Source organism: Arenimonas soli, assembly GCF_014643775.1.
GTDB lineage: Bacteria > Pseudomonadota > Gammaproteobacteria > Xanthomonadales > Xanthomonadaceae > Arenimonas > Arenimonas soli.
Genome location: NZ_BMKC01000001.1, coordinates 1,616,416 through 1,635,430, shown reverse-complemented (window position 1 = coordinate 1,635,430; position 19,015 = coordinate 1,616,416). Strand labels below are relative to the sequence as shown.

Genomic DNA, 19,015 nt, shown 5'->3' with positions numbered 1-19,015 from the left:
CGCGCGCCGGTCACAAGTCACGCTCAGCGCCGCACCGCCACCACCCGGCCCACCCAGCGCGCTGCGGGCACCGGACCGGATTCGCGGCTGTCGCCGCCCAGGTCGCGGTTGTCCACCAGCACGAAGACATGGCCCTGCGGCACCCGGGTTTCGGGCAGGTCGCGCCCGGGCCCCGGCCCGGTTTCGACATCGACCCCGGCGGGGGCGGGCTGCCGCTCGCCGTCCACGAAGACCTCGCCCAGCCGCAGCGCCACTTCCTGCCCGGGCAGCGCAACCACGCGGCCCACGCGCGGTCCGTCGGGGCCGAGGTACACCAGCAGGTCGTCGGTGCGCGGAAGCCCGCGACGGAAAGCGCCGGCGTCCACGACCAGTTCGTAGCCTTGCGCGAGCGTGGGCTCCATGGCCGCAGACGGCATGTCCAGGGTCGTACGGCCCCAAAGCCGGGCGCCGAAGTCGGCCGAGGCGGTGCCCAGCGGGTTGATCAGGTACATCGCCACGGCGACCGCGGCGCAGGCCAGCGCGGCGGCCAGCAGCCAGGCCGCCGGACGCCGCCGCAACCGCCTTGGTGCGCGTGGAACCAGGGTGCTCATGGAGGCGATACCGGCCTTCCGGTAAAAAGGAGGCCTCCAGGAAGCAGGCAAGGGGCGCGGTGATGGCGGTTGAACATGATGCGGGTGACCTCGTCCGGATAGTGGCGCTGCTGGGTGCGGCGGTGGTCGCCGTGCCGCTGTTCCGGCGCCTGGGCCTGGGTTCGGTGCTCGGCTACCTGGCGGCGGGACTGGTGGTGGGGCCTTTCGGCCTGGCCATATTCACCGAGCCGGCGGCCATCCTTCATGTCGCCGAACTGGGCGTGGTGATGTTCCTGTTCATCATAGGCCTGGAAATGCGGCCCTCCCACCTGTGGCAGCTGCGCGGGCAGATATTCGGGCTCGGCGCGCTGCAGGTGGGCCTGGCGACGGTGGTGATGACCGGCATCCTGCTGGGCTTCGGGCTGGCGCTGCCGGTGGCTTTCCTGGGCGCCGCCGGCTTCGTGCTCACGTCCACGGCCATCGTGATGCAGCTGCTGGGCGAGCGTGGCGACATCGCCCTGCCGCGCGGGCAGCGCATGGTGTCGATCCTGCTGTTCGAAGACCTGCTGATCGTGCCGCTGCTGGCGCTGGTGGCCTTCATGGCGCCGGTGGTGCCCGGCGGGGACGGTGGTTCGCGCTGGCTGGCGGTCGCGCAGGGCGTGGCGGCGCTGGCGGGGCTGGTGGTCGTCGGGCTGTGGGCGCTGAACCCGCTGTTCCGCCTGCTGGCCCGGGCCAAGGCACGCGAGGTGATGACCGCCGCGGCCCTGCTGGTCGTGCTTGGGTCGGCCGTGCTGATGGACATGGGCGGGCTTTCGATGGCAATGGGGGCGTTCCTGGCCGGCGTGCTGCTGTCGGAGTCTGCGTTCCGCCACCAGCTCGAAGCCGACATCGAACCTTTCCGCGGACTGCTGCTGGGGCTGTTCTTCCTGGCCGTGGGCATGTCGCTGGACCTGGCGGTGGTGGCGGGCAACCTGGCCTTCATCGCGGCCGCGGTGCCGGTGCTGATGCTGGCCAAGGGCCTGTGCATCTACGCGGTGGCAAGGCTGCTGCGCAGCTCACACGGCGACGCGTTCGACCGCGCCGTGCTGATGGCGCAGGGCGGCGAGTTCGCTTTCGTGCTGTATTCGGCGGCGGTCGCGGTCGGCCTGCTCGACGCCCGCACCCACGCCAACCTGACAGCCATCGTGGTGCTGTCCATGGTGCTTACGCCGCTGGTGGTGCTGGCGGTGCGGCGCCTGCTGCCCAGACCCGAGGCGCCGTCGCTGGCGGGCGTGGAGGCGGCCAGCGGCCTTCAGGGCAGCGTGCTGGTGATCGGGTTTGGCCGCTTCGGCCAGGTGTCCAGCCAGGCCCTGCTGGCCCGCGGCGTGGACGTGACGATCATCGACAACGACATCGGCATGATCACCAGCGCCGCTGATTTCGGCTTCAAGGTCTATTTCGGCGACGGCACCCGGCTGGACGTACTGCACGCCTCCGGTGCCGGCCGGGCGCGCGTGATCGCGGTCTGCGTGGACGACCGCGCCGCGGCCACGCGCATCGCCGAGGTGGTCCGTTCGGCCTTCCCGCAGGCGGCGGTGCTGGTGCGCAGCTTCGACCGCGAACACGCGCTGGACCTGGTGCGCATCGGCGTCGACTTCCAGGTGCGCGAGACCTTCGAGTCGGCGGTGATCTTCGGCGGCGCGGCGCTGCGCGAACTCGGCGTCGACGAAGACGAGGCGCTGATGGTGATGGACGAAGTCCGGCGCCTGGACGCGGAGCGTTTCGCCCTGGAAACCGCCGCCGGCAGCGCCGCCGCGGGCGCCGGCCTGTTGCACACCAATACCGGCGCCGGGCGCATGCGGCAGACGCCGCTGGTGCGCCCCAAGGCCGCGGGCCAGGTACTCAACCCCGACGAGGCGGTTAGTCCCGCGCCGGCTTCGGCCGGTCGAAGGGCATCGTCTCCGGACTGACCGCGCCGCCGGAAATGATGAAGGCCATGGCCTCGTCCACGCTCCAGTCGGTGGGCGTGAGTTTGTCCACGGGCACGATTTCCAGGTAGCCCGAGGTCGGGTTGGGCGTGGTCGGCACGTACACGGCGGCGAGTTCGCGGCCGCTGCCTTCTTCGCGGATGACGCGGGTGACGAAGCCCACGCACTTCATTTCGCGGTGCGGGAAGTCGATCAGCACCACGCGCTGGGTGCCATCGGGCTTGGTCTGCAGCAGGTCGAGCAGCTTGCGCGCGCTGCCGTAGACGGTGCTTGCCAGCGGCACCCGGGCGATCAGGCCCTCGAACCAGCGCAGCATCTGCTGGCCGGCGACACGGCGCGCCAGTGCACCCACGGCGATGATCACCACCACCGTGGCGGCGATCGCGAAAGTGGACTGCGCCCAGGGGTCGTCCACCCAGCCCAGCCAGTCGGGATGCGTCGTGGCCAGGCGCGCCGACAGCGGCGCCACCACGGGCTGGCTCATGTCCTTGAGCAGGCCCAGCACGAACTTGAAGACGATCCAGACCAGCCAGATCGGCAGCAGGGTCAGCAGGCCCGTGAGGAAGTAGGCACGTAGGCGTCGCATGGCGCGATTGTAGGCCACGCGCCGGGGCCGCCGATCAGGGCGCGCCCAACTCCGCCGCGGTGACCTCGCGCACCAGCCGGAAACCGATGTCGTCGAAGCCGGTGTCGCCGTCGAAGTCGTTGCTCTGGCCGGGGCTGCTGCGGTCGGGGGCATCGCGCCAGCCCATGCCGGCCGCCAGCCGGCGCTGGCAGCCGCGGGTGCAGTTGCTGGTCCACTCGCGCAGGTTGCCGCGCAGGCCGGCCAGCCCCAGCGGGCTCAGCGGTCCCTGCCCGGCGTTGACCGTGCCTTCGGTGCCGCAGTCGATCCGGCCGTCCCGGCAGGCATTGCCGCTGCCGCGGTAGTCGGCCAGGGGGCTCCATTCGCCCAGCGTCGGCAGGCGGTAGGAAAGACCGCTGCGGCGGCTGAGCCATTGTGCGTAGGCCTGGGCGTCGTCGAAGCTGACGCAGGCCACCGGGTGGTTGCCCGACTGGCTGTAGCCCGGATCATCCCAGCTGCGCTTTTTCAGGCTGATCGGCACCACGCGGTTGCGGCAGCGCGCCGCCGGGCGTTTGGTGGCGCTGGCGAAGGCGGCGTATTCGGCACGGGTCACTTCATTGCGCATCGCGCCCAGGCCGGCCTGGGCGCCGCGCGGCGGCCGCACCAGGATCATGGCGACGGCGCTGTCGGGCAGGGTGTCGCCGGCCTTGGGCAGTTCCACCGCCTTCGACCAGGCCGGCTCCAGGCTGGCCGGAGCGACGTCCAGGGCCGCGGCCAGCAGCTTGGTGGCGCCCACGCTGTCGGCGTCCAGGGCCTCGAGCCCCTTTTCCAGCCTTGCCAGCAGCAGCGGCGGCAGGGCTTCGCGCATTTCGCGCCAGGGCTTGCCTTCAAGCCGGTCCATTTCCGCGGCGAACGGAGCCGCGCGGTCGTAGTTCTGCCGCGCCGCGCCGTCGTCGCCGGCTTCGACGGCGGCGACAACGCGGGTGCTGTAGTAGGCGATCACTTCGTCGGCCAGGCGGAACAGGGCCGGCTCGCGCGGCGCCACCTGGCGCGCGGCGCGCAGCGTCTCCATGGCGTTGTCGCCCGGCGGCAGGCTCAGCCGCTGGCGCTGGATCTGCCGCCGGGCGGCGGAAAGTTCGCGGGCGGCCGGGCGGGTGGGGTCGTAGTCGAGCGTGGTGGTGGTGACTTCGGCGCGGACCTGGTCGAAGGGGCCGGCGGCGGCGACCACGTCCTGCGCGGCTGGCGCCGGTACCGGTTCGGCCGGGGCCTGGACGGGTACTTCCGGTCCGGCTTCCGCGGCGACCCGGGCCGGCGCGGGCTCGGGCGCTGCGGCGACGGGCTGGGCTGGTGCCTCTTCGACGGTGAAGAAGTCGCCGGCCGGCGTTTGCGGCTCGTCGCGACCATCCATCAGCCACAGGATCGCCACCGCCGCCAGCAGGGCGGCCGAAGCGGTGGCCAGCAACGGCTTCCACCAGCGCTCGAACGCGCCCTTGACCAGGTCCGGATTGATCATCGGCTCGGCGCGTTTGCCCGCAGCGATCTGGTTCAGGGCACCCAGCATCTGCTGGGCGTTGCGGTAGCGGTTGTCCGGCGACTTGGCCATGGCCCGGTCGATGAACGGCTGCCAGTGTTTTTTCTCCGGCGCCAGGCGGGGCACCGGGTCCTGCGCGTGCATCAGGGCCAGGGCCAGCGGGTCGGCCGCCTGGAACGGAAGGTGGCCGGTGAGCAGTTCGTAGGCCAGCACGCCCACGCTGTAGAGGTCGGCGCGGCCGTCCACCACTTCGCCACGCGCCTGTTCCGGCGCCATGTAGCCGCCGCTGCCGACGGCCAGGCCGGCGGTGGTGATGCGGGTGGAGTCGCGCTTGCTCAGCGCGATGCCGAAGTCGGTGAGCAGCGGCCGGTCGGCGTTGTCGAACAGCACGTTTTCGGCCTTGACGTCGCGATGCACGATGCCGCGCGCGTGGGCGTATTCGAGCGCGGAAAGCAGCGAGCGCAGCACTTCGACGGCGCGGTCTTCGTCCTGGGTGAAATCGCGCTGGCCCAGGTGGCCCTTGGCCAGGTAGGGCAGCACGTAATACAGCAGGCCCTGGCGCGTGCGACCGACCTCGTGGATGCCGACGATGCAGGGGTGTTCGAGCTTGGCGATGGTGCGCGCCTCGTGTTCGAAGCGCTGTTTGGAGATTTCGTCGGTCAGGGCCGCGGGTGACATCACCTTGATCGCCACCTGGCGATCCAGGGATTCCTGAACGCCCAGGTAGACCTGGGACATGCCGCCCTTGCCGATGCGGCGCAGCACCCGATAGCCCGGGATCTCCGGCATGTAGCTGGAGAGCAGCGCGGTCAGCTCGTCAGGGGAAAGCTCTTCTTCCTGCTGCATGGCGCGGTCGGGAGGGGCGGGGGGCGGGCCCCCAAGCATACGGGAGCCAGCCGTTCAGGCAAGCCGGGCGTCAAACCGTGAATTGGGTCACGTTTTTCCGGTGGGCCCCGGATCCCGGCGGTCGCGCTTGAGGCGGGCGTAGACCTGCTTGCGGACCCGGGCCACGACCTCGCCGGAAGCGTCGGTCACCGGGGTCTCGAACCAGTGCAGCACCTTGTCGCCGCCCGCGGCGGCGGCCCGTACCTGGTCCACCACGGCGTCTTCGAGCCGGAATTCGGCCACCACGGTGCCGCGGCCGGGTTTTTCGAAGCGGATCTCGCCGGCCTGGTCCCAGACCAGGTAATCGGGCCCGAGCCGGCGCATCAGCAGGATCATCCAGAACGGATCGACCATCGAGAAAAGGCTGCCGCCGAAGTGGGTGCCCACGTAGTTGCGGTTGTACCAGCGCTGGCGCAGCTCTACCCGGGCGTGCCGGAAGTCGTCGGAAATCCCGGTGACCCGGATGCCGGCGAACAGGAAGGGCGGCCAGAGCCGGAAAACGGTGCGCAGTCGGGAGGCTTTCATGCGGGTCGGACGTTATGCTCGTCGGGTCTGAAGGGGAGGTGGGGATGGCCGGGGCCTGCGCCAATTGTGGCCAAATCCTGCAGGGCGTGTATTGCCACGCCTGCGGGCAAAAGCGCCTGGGCGACGCCGATCGCCGCCTGGGGCACCTGCTGCGGCAGGCCTTTGCCGTGCTCACCGACCTCGACGGGCGGCTTTGGGGCAGCCTGCGTGCGCTGTTTTTCCAGCCCGGGCGCCTGAGCCGCGACTACCTCGACGGGCGCCGCCGCCGCTGGATGTCGCCTTTCGCCCTGTTCCTGCTGGCGAACGTGCTGTACTTCGTGCTGCCCGTCGGCGTCACCGATTTCAATCTGTCGCTGCATGAACAGATGCGGCAGTCGCTGCACGGCAGCCTGGCGCAGCGCCTGGTGGATGCGAGGATCGAACAGCGCAACCGCGACGCGCTGCAACGCTGGTCGCAGCTGCCGGAGCAGGACCGCCCGGCTTCGCCGCGCACGGTGCTGATTGCCGACGTGGCAGGGGAATACAACGCGCGTGCCGGCGACGTCGGCAAGACCCTGGTCATCCTGCACGTGCCGCTGCTGGCCCTGGGCCTGTGGCTGTGCTTCCACCGGCGACGTCGGTATTTCGCCGAACACGTGGTGGTGGCCCTGCACCAGTTCACCTTCCTGCTGCTGTTTGTCCAGTTGGTGCTGCTGCCGGCGGGCTGGCTTTACGTCCACCTGGCCGGGGCGGCGAGCAGGGGGCAGATGCCAGCCTGGGCGATGTTCACTTCGCTGGTGCTGGTCGGGCTGCATTTCACGCTGGGCCTGCGCCGCGCCTACGACAGCCCGTGGTGGGCGGCGGTCCTGCTGCCCTTGCCGCTACTCGTGCTGGTCTTGCAGGGCAGCGCGTGGTTGTACCGGCCGCTGCAGTTCCTGGTGACCTGGGCCATCACCTGAACCGGCTTCAGAACAGCAGCGACGCCATCTTGCGGCGGTAGGCACCCACCAGGTCTTCGTCCTCGACCACCCGGAACGCGTCTATAAGCGCCCTGCGCGGCAGGCCATCCTCGAAATTGCGGTCGATGCGCAGCATTTCCAGGAACTGTTCCAGCCCGTCCTGGCTGCGGCCTTCGACGATGTCCATCGCGCCCAGCAGGTGCCGCGCGCGCAGGTCGCCGGGGGTGGCGGCGACGGCCTGGCGCAACACGTCGGCCGGCGGCGCGTCCTTGAGCAGGGCGGCGAAACCCAGCCGGGCGCGGCCACGCAGGGCGCGGTCGTCCTGGGCCAGGTTGGCCGGCAGCTTGTCGAGCAGGCCTTCGGCCTCGGCCACGGCGCCGGTGCGCAGCAGGGCCAGGGCCAGGTCGAGCTTGAGTTCTTCGTTGTCGGGTTCGGCCTGGGTGGCCGCGCGCAGGCGCACGACTTCCTCGTGCGGGTCCAGGGGCGCCGGTTCCGCGGCCTCGGCCGGTTCTTCGGCCTCGCGCGCGGTCACGCCGTGGTGGGACAGGAACTGGCGCAACTGGCCTTCGGGCAGGGCGCCGGGGAAGCCGTCGACGATCTGGCCGTCCTTGACCAGCATGACCGTCGGCACCGACTTGATCTGGAAATAGCCGGCCAGCTGCTGTTCCTTGTCCACGTCCACCTTGGCCAGCAGGAAGCCGCCGTTGAACTCGTCCGCCAGCTTTTCCAGCACCGGGCCCAGGGACTTGCAGGGCCCGCACCAGGTCGCCCAGAAGTCGACCAGCACCGGCACGTCCTTCGAACGCAGCAGCACGTCCTGTTCGAAAGTGGGCAGGCTGGCGTCGAAGACGTGGGGGCTGGAATCGGTCATGGCGGGTCCGTCGCGGGGATCTGGACCCGAGATGGTGCCAGTTCCGGCGCGAATCAAGCCAATGCTCAGTCCGGTTCGCTGCGCCGGAACCAGAGCAGGCCCAGGCCGGCCACCACCAGTCCCGCCGCCACGCTGTAAAGCGACACCTGCGCCGCGACCGCCGGGTCGCTGGCCAGGGTCTGGGTCGGCAGCGACCACGGGTACCAGGGGCCGAAGCGCGCCGACTGGCCGATCAGGAAACCCATGACGGTCGCGGCCATGCCAATGCCGACAGCCACCGCGAAGCTGCGCCAGCGCAGCGCGATGAAGGTATGCAGGGCCACCAGCAGCAGGCTGGCCGCGTAGATTTCCGCCAGGTCCCGCGCCAGCATGCCCCAGGGCGGCGCGCCGACCAGGCCGAAGGCCGGCTTCACCGCCGCCAGCACCGCCCCGCCCAGCGGCAGCAGCGCGAACATGGCCAGCTGCGACAGCGCCACCAGCGCGGCCAGCCCGATCAGTTTGGCCAGGTAGTGCACGCGCCGCGGCGGCGCCAGCGCCAGCAGGTGCTTCCACTGGTTGCCCTGGTGGTCCAGGCCGGCCAGCAGGGCCGCCTGCAGCGTCACCAGCAGCGGCAGCATCAGGAAGGCCCACAGCACCAGCGTCGCCTGCACGAACGCCGCCCAGGCCTCGTCCCCGGGCAGGGGCGCGCGGCTCGCCGGGAATTTGGAGAAGGCGACCTGCAGGACGTAAACGGCCACCACCACGGCCGGCGCCACCAGGCACATCCAGGCCGCCAGGGTGCCGCGCAGCTTCAGGCGTTCGGCCCACAGGGCCCGTAGCAGCGGGCTCATGCCGCCACCTCGCGCGCCGCGGGTGCGGTGAGTTCGAAGAACAACGATTCGAGGGTCACCGGTTCCAGCGCCAGGTGCCGGACGCCGATGCCGTGCGCGACCAGGCGGCGGTTGATCTCGGCCGCGGGCAGCCGGGGCGTCAGGCGCAGCGAATGGCCCTCGGCCAGGGCCGGGTCCTCGCCGGCTTCGACCAGCACGTGCATGGCCTTCGCCGGTGCATCGCAACGCAGCACCAGCGCCGGCCGGGCGCGTTCGCGCAGTTCGGCCAGCGTGCCCTGGAAGCGGAGCCGGCCGCGGTCGAGCACGCCGACGTGGCTGGCCAGCTGTTCGATTTCGCCAAGCAGGTGGCTCGACAGGAACAGGGTCAGGCCTTCCTGGGCCACCAGGTCGCGCAGGAAGCGGCGCAGGTCCTGGGTGCCGGCCGGATCCAGGCCGTTGCCGGGTTCATCGAGAAGCAGCAGCTTCGGGCGGCCGAGCAGGGCCAGGCCGATGCCCAGCCGCTGGCGCATTCCCAGCGAATACTCGCGTACCCGTCGGTGCGCGTCCGCGGCCAGGCCAACGCGTTCGAGCACCTCCTGCACGCGGGACGCCGGCAGGCCGAGCAGGCGACGGGTGACTTCGAGATTGGCGCGGCCGTCCAGGTGCAGGTACAGCGACGGGTGTTCGACCAGGGCGCCGACGCGGGCCAGGGCCGATTGGCGGCCAGGCAGCAGGCGGTCCCCGAGCAGGTGGACTTCGCCGGCATCGGGGCGCAGCAGGCCCAGCAGGAGGCGGATGGTGGTGGTCTTGCCGGCGCCGTTGGGACCCAGGAATCCATAGATCGCGCCGGCGGGAACGCACAGGTCGAGCTCGTGCACGCCCTGGCCACCGCGGAAGCGGCGGCTCAGCTGGTGGGTGTGGAGGGCTGGTTCCATGGCGCCGGCCGGGTCTGGGGAGGGGTCAGTGTGACCAGCGCCGCCGCCACCGTCCCGTGCCATCGGTTACCCCACCACGGCCACGCGCAGGGACTCATTCCGGCGCGCGCACCACCTTGCCGTCCTTCATCACGAAGTCCACCTTCTTCACCACCGCGATGTCCTGCAGCGGGTCGCCGGGCATGGCCACGATGTCGGCGATGCTGCCGGGCGCCAGCGTGCCCAGGTCGTCGCGGCCCAGCACCCGGGCCGCATGCACGGTGGCCGCGCGCAGGGCTTCGGCGGGCGGCATGCCGGCCTCGACCATGTAGATGAACTCGTCGGCGTTTTCGCCGTGCAGGCTGACGCCGCTGTCGGTGCCGAAGGCGATCTTCACGCCGGCCTTCCAGGCCCGGGACAGCGTGCCCTGGATCTGCGGCCCGATGCGCGCGGCCTTGGGCCGCACGACCTCGGGATAATAGCCGTCGATCCTGGCCTTCTCGGCCACGAAGCGGCCGGCGGTGACGGTCGGCACGTACCAGGTGCCGTGTTTTTTCATCAGCGCGAAAACCTCGTCGTCCATGTAGGTGCCGTGTTCGATGGTGTCGACGCCGCCGATGATGGCCCGGCGCATGCCTTCCTTGCCGTGCGCGTGCGCGGCAACGGTGTAGCCGTAGTCGCGCGCGGCATCCACCACCGCCTTGACCTCGTCCACCGTGAACTGGGGCGCGTCGCCGCTGCGGGCGTAGCTGAGCACGCCGCCGGTGGCGGTGATCTTGATGACGTCGGACCCCTCCTTGTAGCGCTGGCGCACGGCCTGGCGGGCTTCTTCCGGGCTGTTGACCACACCTTCAGCGGGACCGGGTTCGCCCAGGGCGTCGGCCAGCAGGTGGCTGTAGCCATTGGTGGGGTCGGCGTGGCCACCGGTGGTGGCGATGGACTTGCCGGCCGCGAAGATGCGCGGGCCCTGCACCCAGCCCTGGTCGACGCCGTCGCGCAGGGCCAGGGTGGTTTCGCCGCCCAGGTCGCGCACGGTGGTGAAGCCGGCATGCAGGGTGCGCCGGGCGTATTCGACCGAACGCAGCACGGTGAATTCGGGGTTGAGCCGGAAGCCCTCGGAGTAGCGTTCCGGGCTGGACTCGCCGCCCAGGTGCACGTGCAGGTCGATCCAGCCGGGGCTGCAGGTGTGGTCGCTCAGGTCCACGACCGAGGCGCCCTGCGGTGCCTCGAATCCCTGCCGGACCGCGGTGACCTTGCCGCCCTCGACGAGCACCGTGCGCTGGTCCAGGTTCCTTCCCGACCCGGGGTCGAACAGCTGGCCGCAATGCAGGGCCAGGCTTTCCGCCTGGGCGGCGGCGGGGAGGGCAAGGGCGAGGGCCACGGCAAGGGCCCGCAACGGCATCGGCTGCATCGGTGGGTCTCCACGGGGGTCGGGCCGATGAAAGCACATCCGGGGCCGGGCCAGAAGGCCCGCGGATTTGGTACGCTGGCGGCCTGTTTTTTCGCGTCCAACCCCATGTCCGAAACCCACGATCCCAGCGCCTACGACCCGAAGGCGGTGGAAACCGCCGCGCAGTCCCATTGGCAGGCCACGGGGGCCTTCCAGGTCACCGAGGACAGCTCGCGCCCGAAGTTCTTCTGCCTGTCCATGCTGCCGTACCCGTCCGGTGCGCTGCACATGGGCCACGTGCGCAACTACACCATCGGCGACGTCATCAGCCGGCACCGGCGCATGAAGGGTTTCAACGTCCTGCAGCCCATGGGCTGGGACGCGTTCGGCCTGCCGGCGGAAAACGCGGCGATCAAGAACAGGACCGCACCCGCGAAGTGGACCTACAGGAACATCGAACACATGCGCGGCCAGCTCCAGCGCCTGGGCTTCGCCTACGACTGGACCCGCGAGTTCGCCACCTGCACGCCCGACTACTACCGCTGGGAACAGCTGATGTTCACCCGGCTCATGAAGAAGGGCCTGGTGTACCGAAAGAATTCGGTCGTGAACTGGGACCCCGTGGACCAGACCGTGCTGGCCAACGAACAGGTCGTCGACGGCCGCGGCTGGCGTTCGGGCGCCCTGGTGGAAAAGCGCGAGATCCCGCAGTGGTTCCTCAAGATCACCGACTACGCGCAGGAGCTGCTTGACGGCCTGGACGAACTGCCGGGCTGGCCCGATGCGGTCAAGACCATGCAGCGCAACTGGATCGGCCGCAGCGAAGGCATGGAAATCGTCTTCGCCATGGAAGCGATGGCCGAGCCGCTGACCGTCTTCACCACCCGTCCCGACACCCTGATGGGCGCAACCTACCTGGCGGTGGCGGCCGAGCACCCGGTGGCGCTTTGGGCGGCGTCGGGCAACGCCGCCGTGAAGGCCTTCGTCGAAGAATGCCGCAGGGGCGGCGTCACCGAGGCCGAGCTCGAGACCCAGGAAAAGAAGGGCGTCTTCACCGGCCTGTACGCCACCCACCCGCTGTCGGGCGAGCCGGTGCCGGTCTGGGTCGCCAACTTCGTGCTGATGGGCTACGGCACCGGCGCGGTGATGGCCGTGCCCGGCCACGACCAGCGCGACTTCGAATTCGCCCACAAGTACGATTTGCCCATCCGGCAGGTCATCGCGGTGGAGGGCGAAAGCTACGACACCGGCACCTGGCACGACTGGTACGCCGACAAGACCGACCCGCGCCTGCGCGTGGTCAACTCCGGCGATCTCGACGGCCTGGGTTACCTGGCTGCGTTCGATCGCGTCGCGGAAAAGCTCGACCAGCGCGACCTGGGCAAGCGGCGCATCAATTTCCGCCTGCGCGACTGGGGCGTCAGCCGCCAGCGTTACTGGGGCTGCCCGATCCCGGTCATCCACTGCGAAAAGTGCGGTGCGCTGCCGGTGCCGGAAGACCAGCTGCCGGTGAAGCTGCCCGAGGACGTCGAGTTCACCGGCGTCGCCTCGCCGATCAAGGCCGACCCGGAATGGCGCAAGACCACCTGCCCGGGCTGCGGCGGCCCGGCCGAACGCGAAACCGACACCTTCGACACCTTCATGGAGTCGAGCTGGTACTACGCGCGCTACACCTCGCCCGGTGCCAAGGACCTGGTGGACGATCGCGCCAACTACTGGCTGCCGGTCGACCAGTACATCGGCGGCATCGAACACGCGATCATGCACCTGCTGTATTTCCGCTTCTTCCACAAGCTCATGCGCGACGCCAGGCTGGTGAAGAGCGACGAGCCGGCCACCAACCTGCTGTGCCAGGGCATGGTGATCGCCGACACCTATTACCGCGACAATCCCGACGGGTCCAAGGACTGGATCAACCCGGCCGACGTCGACGTGCAGCGTGACGCCAAGGGCCACGCCACCGGCGCCGTGCATCGTGCCGATGGCCAGCCGGTGTCCGTCGGCGGCACCGAGAAGATGTCCAAGTCCAAGAACAACGGCGTCGACCCGCAGACCATGGTCGACAAGTACGGCGCCGACACCGTGCGCCTGTTCTCGATGTTCGCGGCGCCGCCGGAACAAAGCCTGGAATGGAACGAAGCCGGCGTCGAAGGCATGGCGCGTTTCCTGCGCCGGCTCTGGACCCAGGTGCACAGGCACGTGGCCGCCGGCCCGGCGCCGGCGCTCGACGTCGCGTCCATGGATTCGGCCCAGCGCACCCTGCGCCGGCAGCTGCACGAAACCATCCAGAAGGTCGGCGACGACTACGGCCGCCGGCACACCTTCAACACCGCCATCGCGGCGGTGATGGAGCTGCTCAACGCCATCGCGAAGTTCGACGATGCCTCGGACCAGGGCAGGGCGCTGCGCCAGGAATGTTTCCAGGCCGTGGTGCTGCTGCTCAACCCGATCACGCCGCACACCTCGCATGCGCTCTGGCAGCTGCTGGGCCACCCGGAGGCGACGCTCGAAGACCAGTCGTTCCCGGAAGCCGACCCGGCCGCGCTGGTGCGCGACAGCGTTACCCTGGCCGTGCAGGTCAACGGCAAGCTGCGCGGCACGCTGGAGGTCTCGGCCAATGCCGGCAAGGACACGGTCGAGGCGCTGGCCCTGGCCGAACCAAACGTGCAAAAGTTCATCGAAGGCCTGGCGGTGCGGAAAGTCATCGTCGTGCCCGGCAAGATCGTCAACATCGTCGTGGGGTAACCGGATGTCCCGTCTGCTGATCGTGTTGTGCCTGTCCCTGCTGGTCGCCGCCTGCGGCTTCAAGCCCCGGGCTTCCCTGGCCGTGGCCTCCAGCCTGGGCCCGGTGGCGGTCAGCACCGCCGACCCTTACAGCCCGCTGGGCCAGGACCTGGCCACCGCGCTCGAACGCGCCGGCGCCACGCCCGCGGTGGAAGGCCAGCCGGCCGCCACGCTGCAGGTGATGGCCGAACGCATGCGCACCCGCCCGATCAGCTTCCAAAGGGGGGCCAGCGTGCGTGAGTACCAGACCCTGTACCGGGTGGACTTCCAGCTCACCGGCGCCGACCGCAAGCTGCGGGTGCCGCGCCAGACCGTCGAACTCACCCGTGAGTACACCTACGACGCCGTGGGTTCGATCGGCTCGCCGGCCGAGGAGCGCCTGCTGCAGGAAGAACTGCGCCGCGACATGGTGGCCACCATCCTGCGCCGCCTGGACGCCGCGCTGCGCGCCGACTGATGGAGCTGCGCCCGGCCCAGTTCGCGCGCCAGCTGGCCGCCGAACCGCTGCGCCCGGTGTACCTGGTGGCCGGCTCCGAACCCCTGCTCGTGCAGGAGGCGGCCGACGCCGTGCGCGCCTGCGCCCGCGACCAGGGCTTCGGCGAACGCGAGGTCTACGACGTCGATTCCGACTTCGACTGGAACCGGCTCAGCCAGGGGCTGGCGTCGATGAGCCTGTTCGCCACGCATCGCCTGTTCGAACTGCGCCTGCCCACCGGCCGGCCCGGCAAGGAAGGCGGCGAGGCCCTGCGCGAATTCTGCGAAAACCCGCCGCCCGACACCGTGCTGCTGGTGACCTCGCAGGAGTGGAGCAAAAAACACGCCGGCAAGTGGAGCGAGGCCATCGCCCGCGCCGGGCACCTGGTGGTGTTCTGGCCGCTCAAGTCGCACGAACTGGGCGACTGGCTGCTCCAGCGCCTGCGCAGCCGCGGACTGGTGGCCACGCCCGACGCGGTGCAGCGCCTGGCCGACCGGGTCGAAGGCAACCTGCTGGCCGCGGCCCAGGAAGTGGACAAGCTGGCCCTGCTGGCCGGCGGCACCCGCGAGGCGATCGACGTCGACCAGATGGAAAAGCTGGTCGCGGACTCTTCGCGTTTTGATGTCTTCACCCTGGTCGATGCCGCCCTGGCCGGCGAATCCGCCCGCGCCGTGCGCATGCTGGCCGCCCTGCGCGCCGAAGGCGACCAGGTGGCCGGGCTGATGCCGATGGTGGCGAAAGAGGTGCTGGGCCTGTGCGCCCTGGCCCGCGCCAGCGAAGGCGGCCGCCTGGCGGCGGCGATGCGCGACGCCCACGTCTGGCAGAACAAGCAGGCCGCCTACCGGCGCGCGATCGAACGCCACCCGAGCTCGCGCTGGGAACAGTTCGTCGCCGAGTGCGGCCGCATCGACCGCAGCGCCAAGGGCCGCGGCGACGGCGATCCCTGGCTGCAGCTCGAACGCCTGCTGGTGGCGATCGCCGACGGCCGCGCCCGCGGCCTGCTGGCCTCGTGAGCCTGCGCGTTTTCTACGGCGGCACCTTCGACCCGGTGCATGCCGGCCACCTGGCCGTGGCCCGCGCCGCCCGCGACACCCTGCACGCCGCCGTGCACCTGGTGCCGGCCGCCGTGCCGCCGCACCGCGGCCCGACCGCCGCCGGTGCCCGGGACCGCGCCGACCTGCTGGAGCTGGCGGTGGCGGGCGAGCCCGGCCTGGCCGTCGATGCCCGCGAACTGCGCCGCAAGGGCCCGTCCTACACCGTGGACACCCTGCGCGAGGCGCGCGCGGACATGGGCTCGCAGGCACCGTTGGCCTGGCTGGTGGGGGCCGATGCCTTCCGGGGCCTGGCCCATTGGCACGACTGGCGGGAACTGTTCGACCTGGCCCACTTCGTGGTCGCGGTGAGGCCGGGCCACGGCCTGGAAGACCTTCCCGAGTCCTTGTCCGAGGCCTGCTCGGGCCGCTGGGCCAGGGCGCCCACCGCGCTGTCGGAGTCCGCCGCAGGCCACCTGTTCAGGCTGGACCTGCCGCCGCATCCGGCGTCCGCCAGCGAGCTTCGCCGGCGCCTGGCGGCCGGCGAGGACCCCGGCGATTGGTTGCCGCCCTCGGTGGCGGCCGAAATCGCACGCCGCGGACTGTACCGGGCGGCTTAAGGTGGCCCGGCGTATAATCCGCACCCGAATTCACCCAACGAGCCGCCCTTGACCACCCAAGCCCACGTCATCAAGACCCGGATGCCCGATCCGGCGCCCTCGCCGGAAGCCCTGCTCGAGCAGGTCCACGCCGCGCTGGAGGAAATGAAGGCCAAGGACGCCGTCGAAATCGACGTTCGCGGCAAGACCAGCATCGCCGACTACCTGGTGGTCGTTTCCGGCACCTCCACCCGCCACGTGAAGTCCGTGGCCGACGAAGTCGTTAAGTTCTCCAAGAAGTGCGGCGTCATGCCGCTGGGCGTGGAAGGCGAGCGCGAGGCCGAGTGGGTGCTGGTCGACCTGGGCGACGTCATCGTGCACGTCATGCTGCCGCGCGTGCGCGAGTTCTACGCGCTCGAACGCCTCTGGACCGTCGGCGACCAACCGCCCGAAGCGCCGGCCGAAGGTTCGCCGGAGGCTTGAAGCTGCTTTTTAGCCACGGATGAACACGGATGTACACGGATAGAGCAAAGTCAGGTCAGGTTTGTTTTGGCCTTATCCGTGTTTATCCGTGTTCATCCGTGGCCAATAGCTCCTTCAACGTCAGCCGATGAAGGCCCGGTTGATCGCGGTCGGTGAGAACCCGCCCGGGTGGGTGGCGGAGGGGTTCGGGGAGTACCAGAAGCGGCTTTCGCACTGGCTGCCGCTCGACCTGGTGGAAGTCGCGCCCGGGATGCGCGGCAAGGGCCGCGACGCCGCCCGCGCGATGGCCGACGAAGGGGCGCGCGTGCAGGCCGCCCTGCCGCGCAATGCCTGGGTGGTCGCGCTCGACGGCCGCGGCAAGGCCCACAGCTCCGAAGGCCTGGCGCAGCGGCTTGAACACTGGCGCCAGCAGGGCCGCGACCTGGTTTTCCTCATCGGCGGCCCCGAGGGACACGCGCCGGACGTGCTTGCGGCGGCCGACGAACGCTGGTCGCTGGGCCCGCTGACCCTGCCGCACATGCTGGTGCGGCTGGTGCTGGCCGAACAGCTGTACCGCGCCTGCAGCCTGCTCGCCAACCATCCCTACCACCGGGCCTGACCGGCTATCCTTGGGCGATGCTCTACCTCGCCTCGCAATCACCGCGCCGCCGCGAACTGCTCGCCCAGCTGGGCCTCGAGTTCGGCCTGCTCGATGTCGACGTTCCCGAGCAGCGCGAGCCCGGCGAACCGCCGGCTGCCTACGTCAGCCGCGTCGCCCGGGAAAAGGCCGGCGCCGGGCTGCTGCAGGTGGTCGCAAGCAAGGGCGCCGTGGTCCTGGGCGCCGACACCGAAGTCGTGCTCGACGACGAAGTCTTCGGCAAGCCGGCCGACGCCGCCGACGCCGCGCGCATGCTGCGCCGGCTCTCCGGGCGGGTGCACGAGTGCATTTCGACGGTGTGGGTGCTAAGCGCCGGCCGCGAACAGCACGCCGCCTGCGTCACCCAGGTGCGCTTCGAAAAACTCACCGACGCCCGCATCGACGCCTACATCGCCACCGGCGAATGTTTCGGCAAGGCCGGCGCCTACGCCATCCAGGGTCGCGCCGCGGCCTTCGTGGCCCATCTTTCCGGCAGCCACTCCGGCGTGATGGGCCTGCCCTTGCACGAAACCGCGCAGCTGATGCGCGATTTCGGCCTCATGGACTGAGGAGCCCCCCGTGTCGGAAGAAATCCTGGTCAACGTCACCCCGCGCGAAACCCGCGTGGCGGTGGTTGAAAATGGCATGCTGCAGGAACTGCACATCGAGCGCGCCTCGCGCCGCGGCGTCGTCGGCAACATCTACAAGGGCCGCGTGCAGCGGGTGATGCCCGGCATGCAGGCCGCCTTCGTCGAAATCGGCCTCGAGCGCGCCGCCTTCCTGCATGCCTCCGACATCCTGCGGCTGCCGGCCGCGCCCAGCGGCGAAGGCGAGGGCGAGGTGCTGGCCCCTTCGCCGCCGCCGGCGATCACGTCGCTGGTGCACGAGGGCCAGGAAATCGTCGTGCAGGTGGTCAAGGACCCGATCGGCAGCAAGGGCGCCCGCCTCACCACCCAGGTGTCCATCCCCTCGCGTTACCTGGTGTTCCTGCCGCATTCGCGCGTGCTCGGCGTGTCCGCGCGCATCGAGGACGAAACCGAACGGACCAGGCTCAAGACCCTGGTCGGCGAGCTGGCCAACGGCAGCGGCCAGGGCTACATCGTGCGCACCAATGCCGAAGGCCAGCCCGACGAGGCCCTGGCCGAGGACGTGGCCTACCTGCGCAAGGCCTGGGACGTCATCCGCGAAGCCAGCGCCAGCTGCAAGGTCGGCCAGCGCATCTACGAAGACCTGGCCTTGCCCCTGCGCGCGGTGCGCGACCTGATGCGCAAGAACGTGGACACCGTGCGGGTGGATTCGCGCGAGGCCTACGACCGGCTCAATGCCTTCGCCCACCAGTTCATGCCCGAACTGGCCGCGCGCATCGAGCACTACACCGGCGAACGCCCGATCTTCGACCTCTACGGCGTCGAGGACGAAATCCAGCGTGCGCTGCAAAAGGAAGTTCCGCTCAAGTCGGGTGGTTACCTGGTGATCGACCAGACCGAGGCGATGGCCACGATCGACGTCAACACCGGCTCCTTCCTGGGCCAGCGCAACCTCGAGGAAACCGTCTACCGCACCAACCTCGAGGCCGCCCAGTCGGTCGCCCGGCAGCTGCGCCTGCGCAACCTGGGCGGCATCATCATCATCGACTTCATCGACATGAACGACGACGAGCACAAACGCCAGGTGCTGCGCACGCTCGAGAAGGGCCTGGCGCACGACCACGCCCGCACGTCGTTCCACGAATTCTCGCCGCTGGGCCTGGTCGAGATGACGCGCAAGCGCACCACCGACAGCCTCGAGCGCCAGCTGTGCGAAACCTGCCCCGAGTGCAACGGGCGCGGCACGCTCAAGACCGGCGAAACCCTCACCTACGAAATCTTCCGCGAGATCACCCGGGCCGTGCGCCAGTTCGAGGCCCAGCAGCTGCTGGTCATCGCTTCGCCCAAGGTGGTGAACAAGATCACCGAAGAAGAATCGGCGGCCGTGGCCGAACTCGAGGAATTCCTGGGCAAGACCATTCGTTTCCAGGCCGACGAGCAATATGCTCAGGAACAATACGACGTGGTCCTGCTCTAAGC

At 70.1% G+C, this 19,015-nt stretch carries 18 protein-coding genes; 10 read left to right on the top strand and 8 right to left on the bottom strand.

Annotated elements, in window-relative coordinates; translation table 11 throughout:
* Positions 1-23 precede the first annotated feature (23 nt).
* Positions 24-590, bottom strand: a complete 567-nt coding sequence (lepB, locus tag IEX13_RS07855) for a signal peptidase I (RefSeq protein WP_188662802.1) — start codon at positions 588-590, stop codon at positions 24-26.
* 62 nt (positions 591-652) lie between these two features.
* Between lepB and IEX13_RS07850 the strand changes: the two genes are divergently transcribed.
* The gene (locus IEX13_RS07850; protein WP_188662800.1) at positions 653-2,518 is read left to right on the top strand and encodes a monovalent cation:proton antiporter-2 (CPA2) family protein; all 1,866 of its coding nucleotides are present in this window, start codon (positions 653-655) and stop codon (positions 2,516-2,518) included.
* Here the strand turns inward: IEX13_RS07850 and IEX13_RS07845 are convergent.
* The 3 genes from IEX13_RS07845 to IEX13_RS07835 all read right to left on the bottom strand — a co-directional run bounded on the left by IEX13_RS07845 (position 2,469) and on the right by IEX13_RS07835 (position 6,039).
* Positions 2,469-3,122: a DUF502 domain-containing protein gene (locus tag IEX13_RS07845; RefSeq protein WP_188662798.1), complete on the bottom strand. Its 654-nt coding sequence runs from the start codon at positions 3,120-3,122 to the stop codon at positions 2,469-2,471. The two genes, IEX13_RS07850 and IEX13_RS07845, sit on opposite strands and share 50 nt — an antisense overlap.
* Before the next feature lie 34 nt (positions 3,123-3,156).
* Complete coding sequence (locus IEX13_RS07840) at positions 3,157-5,475, bottom strand: bifunctional serine/threonine-protein kinase/formylglycine-generating enzyme family protein (protein ID WP_188662796.1); 2,319 nt, start codon at positions 5,473-5,475, stop codon at positions 3,157-3,159.
* A gap of 87 nt (positions 5,476-5,562) precedes the next feature.
* Entirely contained in the window at positions 5,563-6,039 is a 477-nt protein-coding gene (locus IEX13_RS07835; RefSeq protein ID WP_188662794.1) for a DUF4442 domain-containing protein, read from the bottom strand.
* A gap of 44 nt (positions 6,040-6,083) precedes the next feature.
* On the opposite strand from IEX13_RS07835, the gene IEX13_RS07830 reads away from it, so the two are divergent.
* Positions 6,084-6,977 carry a DUF3667 domain-containing protein gene (locus tag IEX13_RS07830; protein ID WP_188662792.1) on the top strand — a complete coding sequence of 298 codons (894 nt, stop codon included), beginning with the start codon at positions 6,084-6,086 and terminating at the stop codon, positions 6,975-6,977.
* 7 nt (positions 6,978-6,984) lie between these two features.
* On the opposite strand, the gene trxA is transcribed toward IEX13_RS07830, so the two are convergent.
* The 4 genes from trxA to IEX13_RS07810 form a co-directional block, all read right to left on the bottom strand.
* On the bottom strand, positions 6,985-7,848 hold the full coding sequence (gene trxA, locus IEX13_RS07825; RefSeq protein WP_188662790.1) for a thioredoxin: 864 nt from the start codon (positions 7,846-7,848) through the stop codon (positions 6,985-6,987).
* A 65-nt stretch (positions 7,849-7,913) separates the two neighbouring features.
* Positions 7,914-8,678, bottom strand: coding sequence for an ABC transporter permease (locus IEX13_RS07820; protein WP_188662788.1), 765 nt, complete (start codon positions 8,676-8,678; stop codon positions 7,914-7,916).
* Positions 8,675-9,592, bottom strand: coding sequence for an ATP-binding cassette domain-containing protein (locus IEX13_RS07815; protein WP_188662786.1), 918 nt, complete (start codon positions 9,590-9,592; stop codon positions 8,675-8,677). The genes IEX13_RS07820 and IEX13_RS07815 overlap by 4 nt, the downstream gene beginning before the upstream one ends.
* Positions 9,593-9,686: 94 nt before the next feature.
* The gene (locus IEX13_RS07810; protein WP_229668480.1) at positions 9,687-10,982 is read right to left on the bottom strand and encodes a metal-dependent hydrolase family protein; all 1,296 of its coding nucleotides are present in this window, start codon (positions 10,980-10,982) and stop codon (positions 9,687-9,689) included.
* Positions 10,983-11,087: 105 nt separating this feature from the next.
* On the opposite strand from IEX13_RS07810, the gene leuS reads away from it, so the two are divergent.
* The 8 genes from leuS to rng all read left to right on the top strand — a co-directional run bounded on the left by leuS (position 11,088) and on the right by rng (position 19,013).
* Positions 11,088-13,706: a leucine--tRNA ligase gene (leuS, locus tag IEX13_RS07805; RefSeq protein ID WP_188663078.1), complete on the top strand. Its 2,619-nt coding sequence runs from the start codon at positions 11,088-11,090 to the stop codon at positions 13,704-13,706.
* A 4-nt stretch (positions 13,707-13,710) separates the two neighbouring features.
* Positions 13,711-14,202: an LPS-assembly lipoprotein LptE gene (locus IEX13_RS07800; protein WP_188662784.1), complete on the top strand. Its 492-nt coding sequence runs from the start codon at positions 13,711-13,713 to the stop codon at positions 14,200-14,202.
* Positions 14,202-15,233, top strand: a complete 1,032-nt coding sequence (holA, locus tag IEX13_RS07795; protein ID WP_188662782.1) for a DNA polymerase III subunit delta — start codon at positions 14,202-14,204, stop codon at positions 15,231-15,233. Before IEX13_RS07800 ends, holA begins: the two co-directional genes overlap by 1 nt.
* Positions 15,230-15,871 (top strand): nicotinate-nucleotide adenylyltransferase, encoded by a 642-nt coding sequence (gene nadD, locus IEX13_RS07790; RefSeq protein WP_188662780.1) that lies wholly within the window; start codon positions 15,230-15,232, stop codon positions 15,869-15,871. The genes holA and nadD overlap by 4 nt, the downstream gene beginning before the upstream one ends.
* 48 nt (positions 15,872-15,919) lie before the next feature.
* Positions 15,920-16,333, top strand: coding sequence for a ribosome silencing factor (rsfS, locus tag IEX13_RS07785; RefSeq protein WP_188662778.1), 414 nt, complete (start codon positions 15,920-15,922; stop codon positions 16,331-16,333).
* Positions 16,334-16,460: 127 nt separating this feature from the next.
* Positions 16,461-16,931: a 23S rRNA (pseudouridine(1915)-N(3))-methyltransferase RlmH gene (rlmH, locus tag IEX13_RS07780; protein ID WP_188662776.1), complete on the top strand. Its 471-nt coding sequence runs from the start codon at positions 16,461-16,463 to the stop codon at positions 16,929-16,931.
* A 17-nt stretch (positions 16,932-16,948) separates the two neighbouring features.
* A complete protein-coding gene (locus tag IEX13_RS07775; RefSeq protein WP_188662774.1) occupies positions 16,949-17,518 on the top strand; it encodes a Maf family protein in 570 nt (189 codons plus the stop codon).
* A gap of 10 nt (positions 17,519-17,528) precedes the next feature.
* Positions 17,529-19,013: a ribonuclease G gene (rng, locus tag IEX13_RS07770; RefSeq protein WP_188662772.1), complete on the top strand. Its 1,485-nt coding sequence runs from the start codon at positions 17,529-17,531 to the stop codon at positions 19,011-19,013.
* The last annotated feature ends 2 nt before the right edge of the window (positions 19,014-19,015 follow it).

Bases quoted from the DNA above. Each gene is read 5' to 3' on its own strand.
- lepB (WP_188662802.1), bottom strand. From the start codon at position 590: ATGAGCACCCTGGTTCCACGCGCACCAAGGCGGTTGCGGCGGCGTCCG.
- IEX13_RS07850 (WP_188662800.1), top strand. From the start codon at position 653: ATGGCGGTTGAACATGATGCGGGTGACCTCGTCCGGATAGTGGCGCTG.
- IEX13_RS07845 (WP_188662798.1), bottom strand. From the start codon at position 3,122: ATGCGACGCCTACGTGCCTACTTCCTCACGGGCCTGCTGACCCTGCTG.
- IEX13_RS07840 (WP_188662796.1), bottom strand. From the start codon at position 5,475: ATGCAGCAGGAAGAAGAGCTTTCCCCTGACGAGCTGACCGCGCTGCTC.
- IEX13_RS07835 (WP_188662794.1), bottom strand. From the start codon at position 6,039: ATGAAAGCCTCCCGACTGCGCACCGTTTTCCGGCTCTGGCCGCCCTTC.
- IEX13_RS07830 (WP_188662792.1), top strand. From the start codon at position 6,084: ATGGCCGGGGCCTGCGCCAATTGTGGCCAAATCCTGCAGGGCGTGTAT.
- trxA (WP_188662790.1), bottom strand. From the start codon at position 7,848: ATGACCGATTCCAGCCCCCACGTCTTCGACGCCAGCCTGCCCACTTTC.
- IEX13_RS07820 (WP_188662788.1), bottom strand. From the start codon at position 8,678: ATGAGCCCGCTGCTACGGGCCCTGTGGGCCGAACGCCTGAAGCTGCGC.
- IEX13_RS07815 (WP_188662786.1), bottom strand. From the start codon at position 9,592: ATGGAACCAGCCCTCCACACCCACCAGCTGAGCCGCCGCTTCCGCGGT.
- IEX13_RS07810 (WP_229668480.1), bottom strand. From the start codon at position 10,982: ATGCAGCCGATGCCGTTGCGGGCCCTTGCCGTGGCCCTCGCCCTTGCC.
- leuS (WP_188663078.1), top strand. From the start codon at position 11,088: ATGTCCGAAACCCACGATCCCAGCGCCTACGACCCGAAGGCGGTGGAA.
- IEX13_RS07800 (WP_188662784.1), top strand. From the start codon at position 13,711: ATGTCCCGTCTGCTGATCGTGTTGTGCCTGTCCCTGCTGGTCGCCGCC.
- holA (WP_188662782.1), top strand. From the start codon at position 14,202: ATGGAGCTGCGCCCGGCCCAGTTCGCGCGCCAGCTGGCCGCCGAACCG.
- rlmH (WP_188662776.1), top strand. From the start codon at position 16,461: ATGAAGGCCCGGTTGATCGCGGTCGGTGAGAACCCGCCCGGGTGGGTG.
- IEX13_RS07775 (WP_188662774.1), top strand. From the start codon at position 16,949: ATGCTCTACCTCGCCTCGCAATCACCGCGCCGCCGCGAACTGCTCGCC.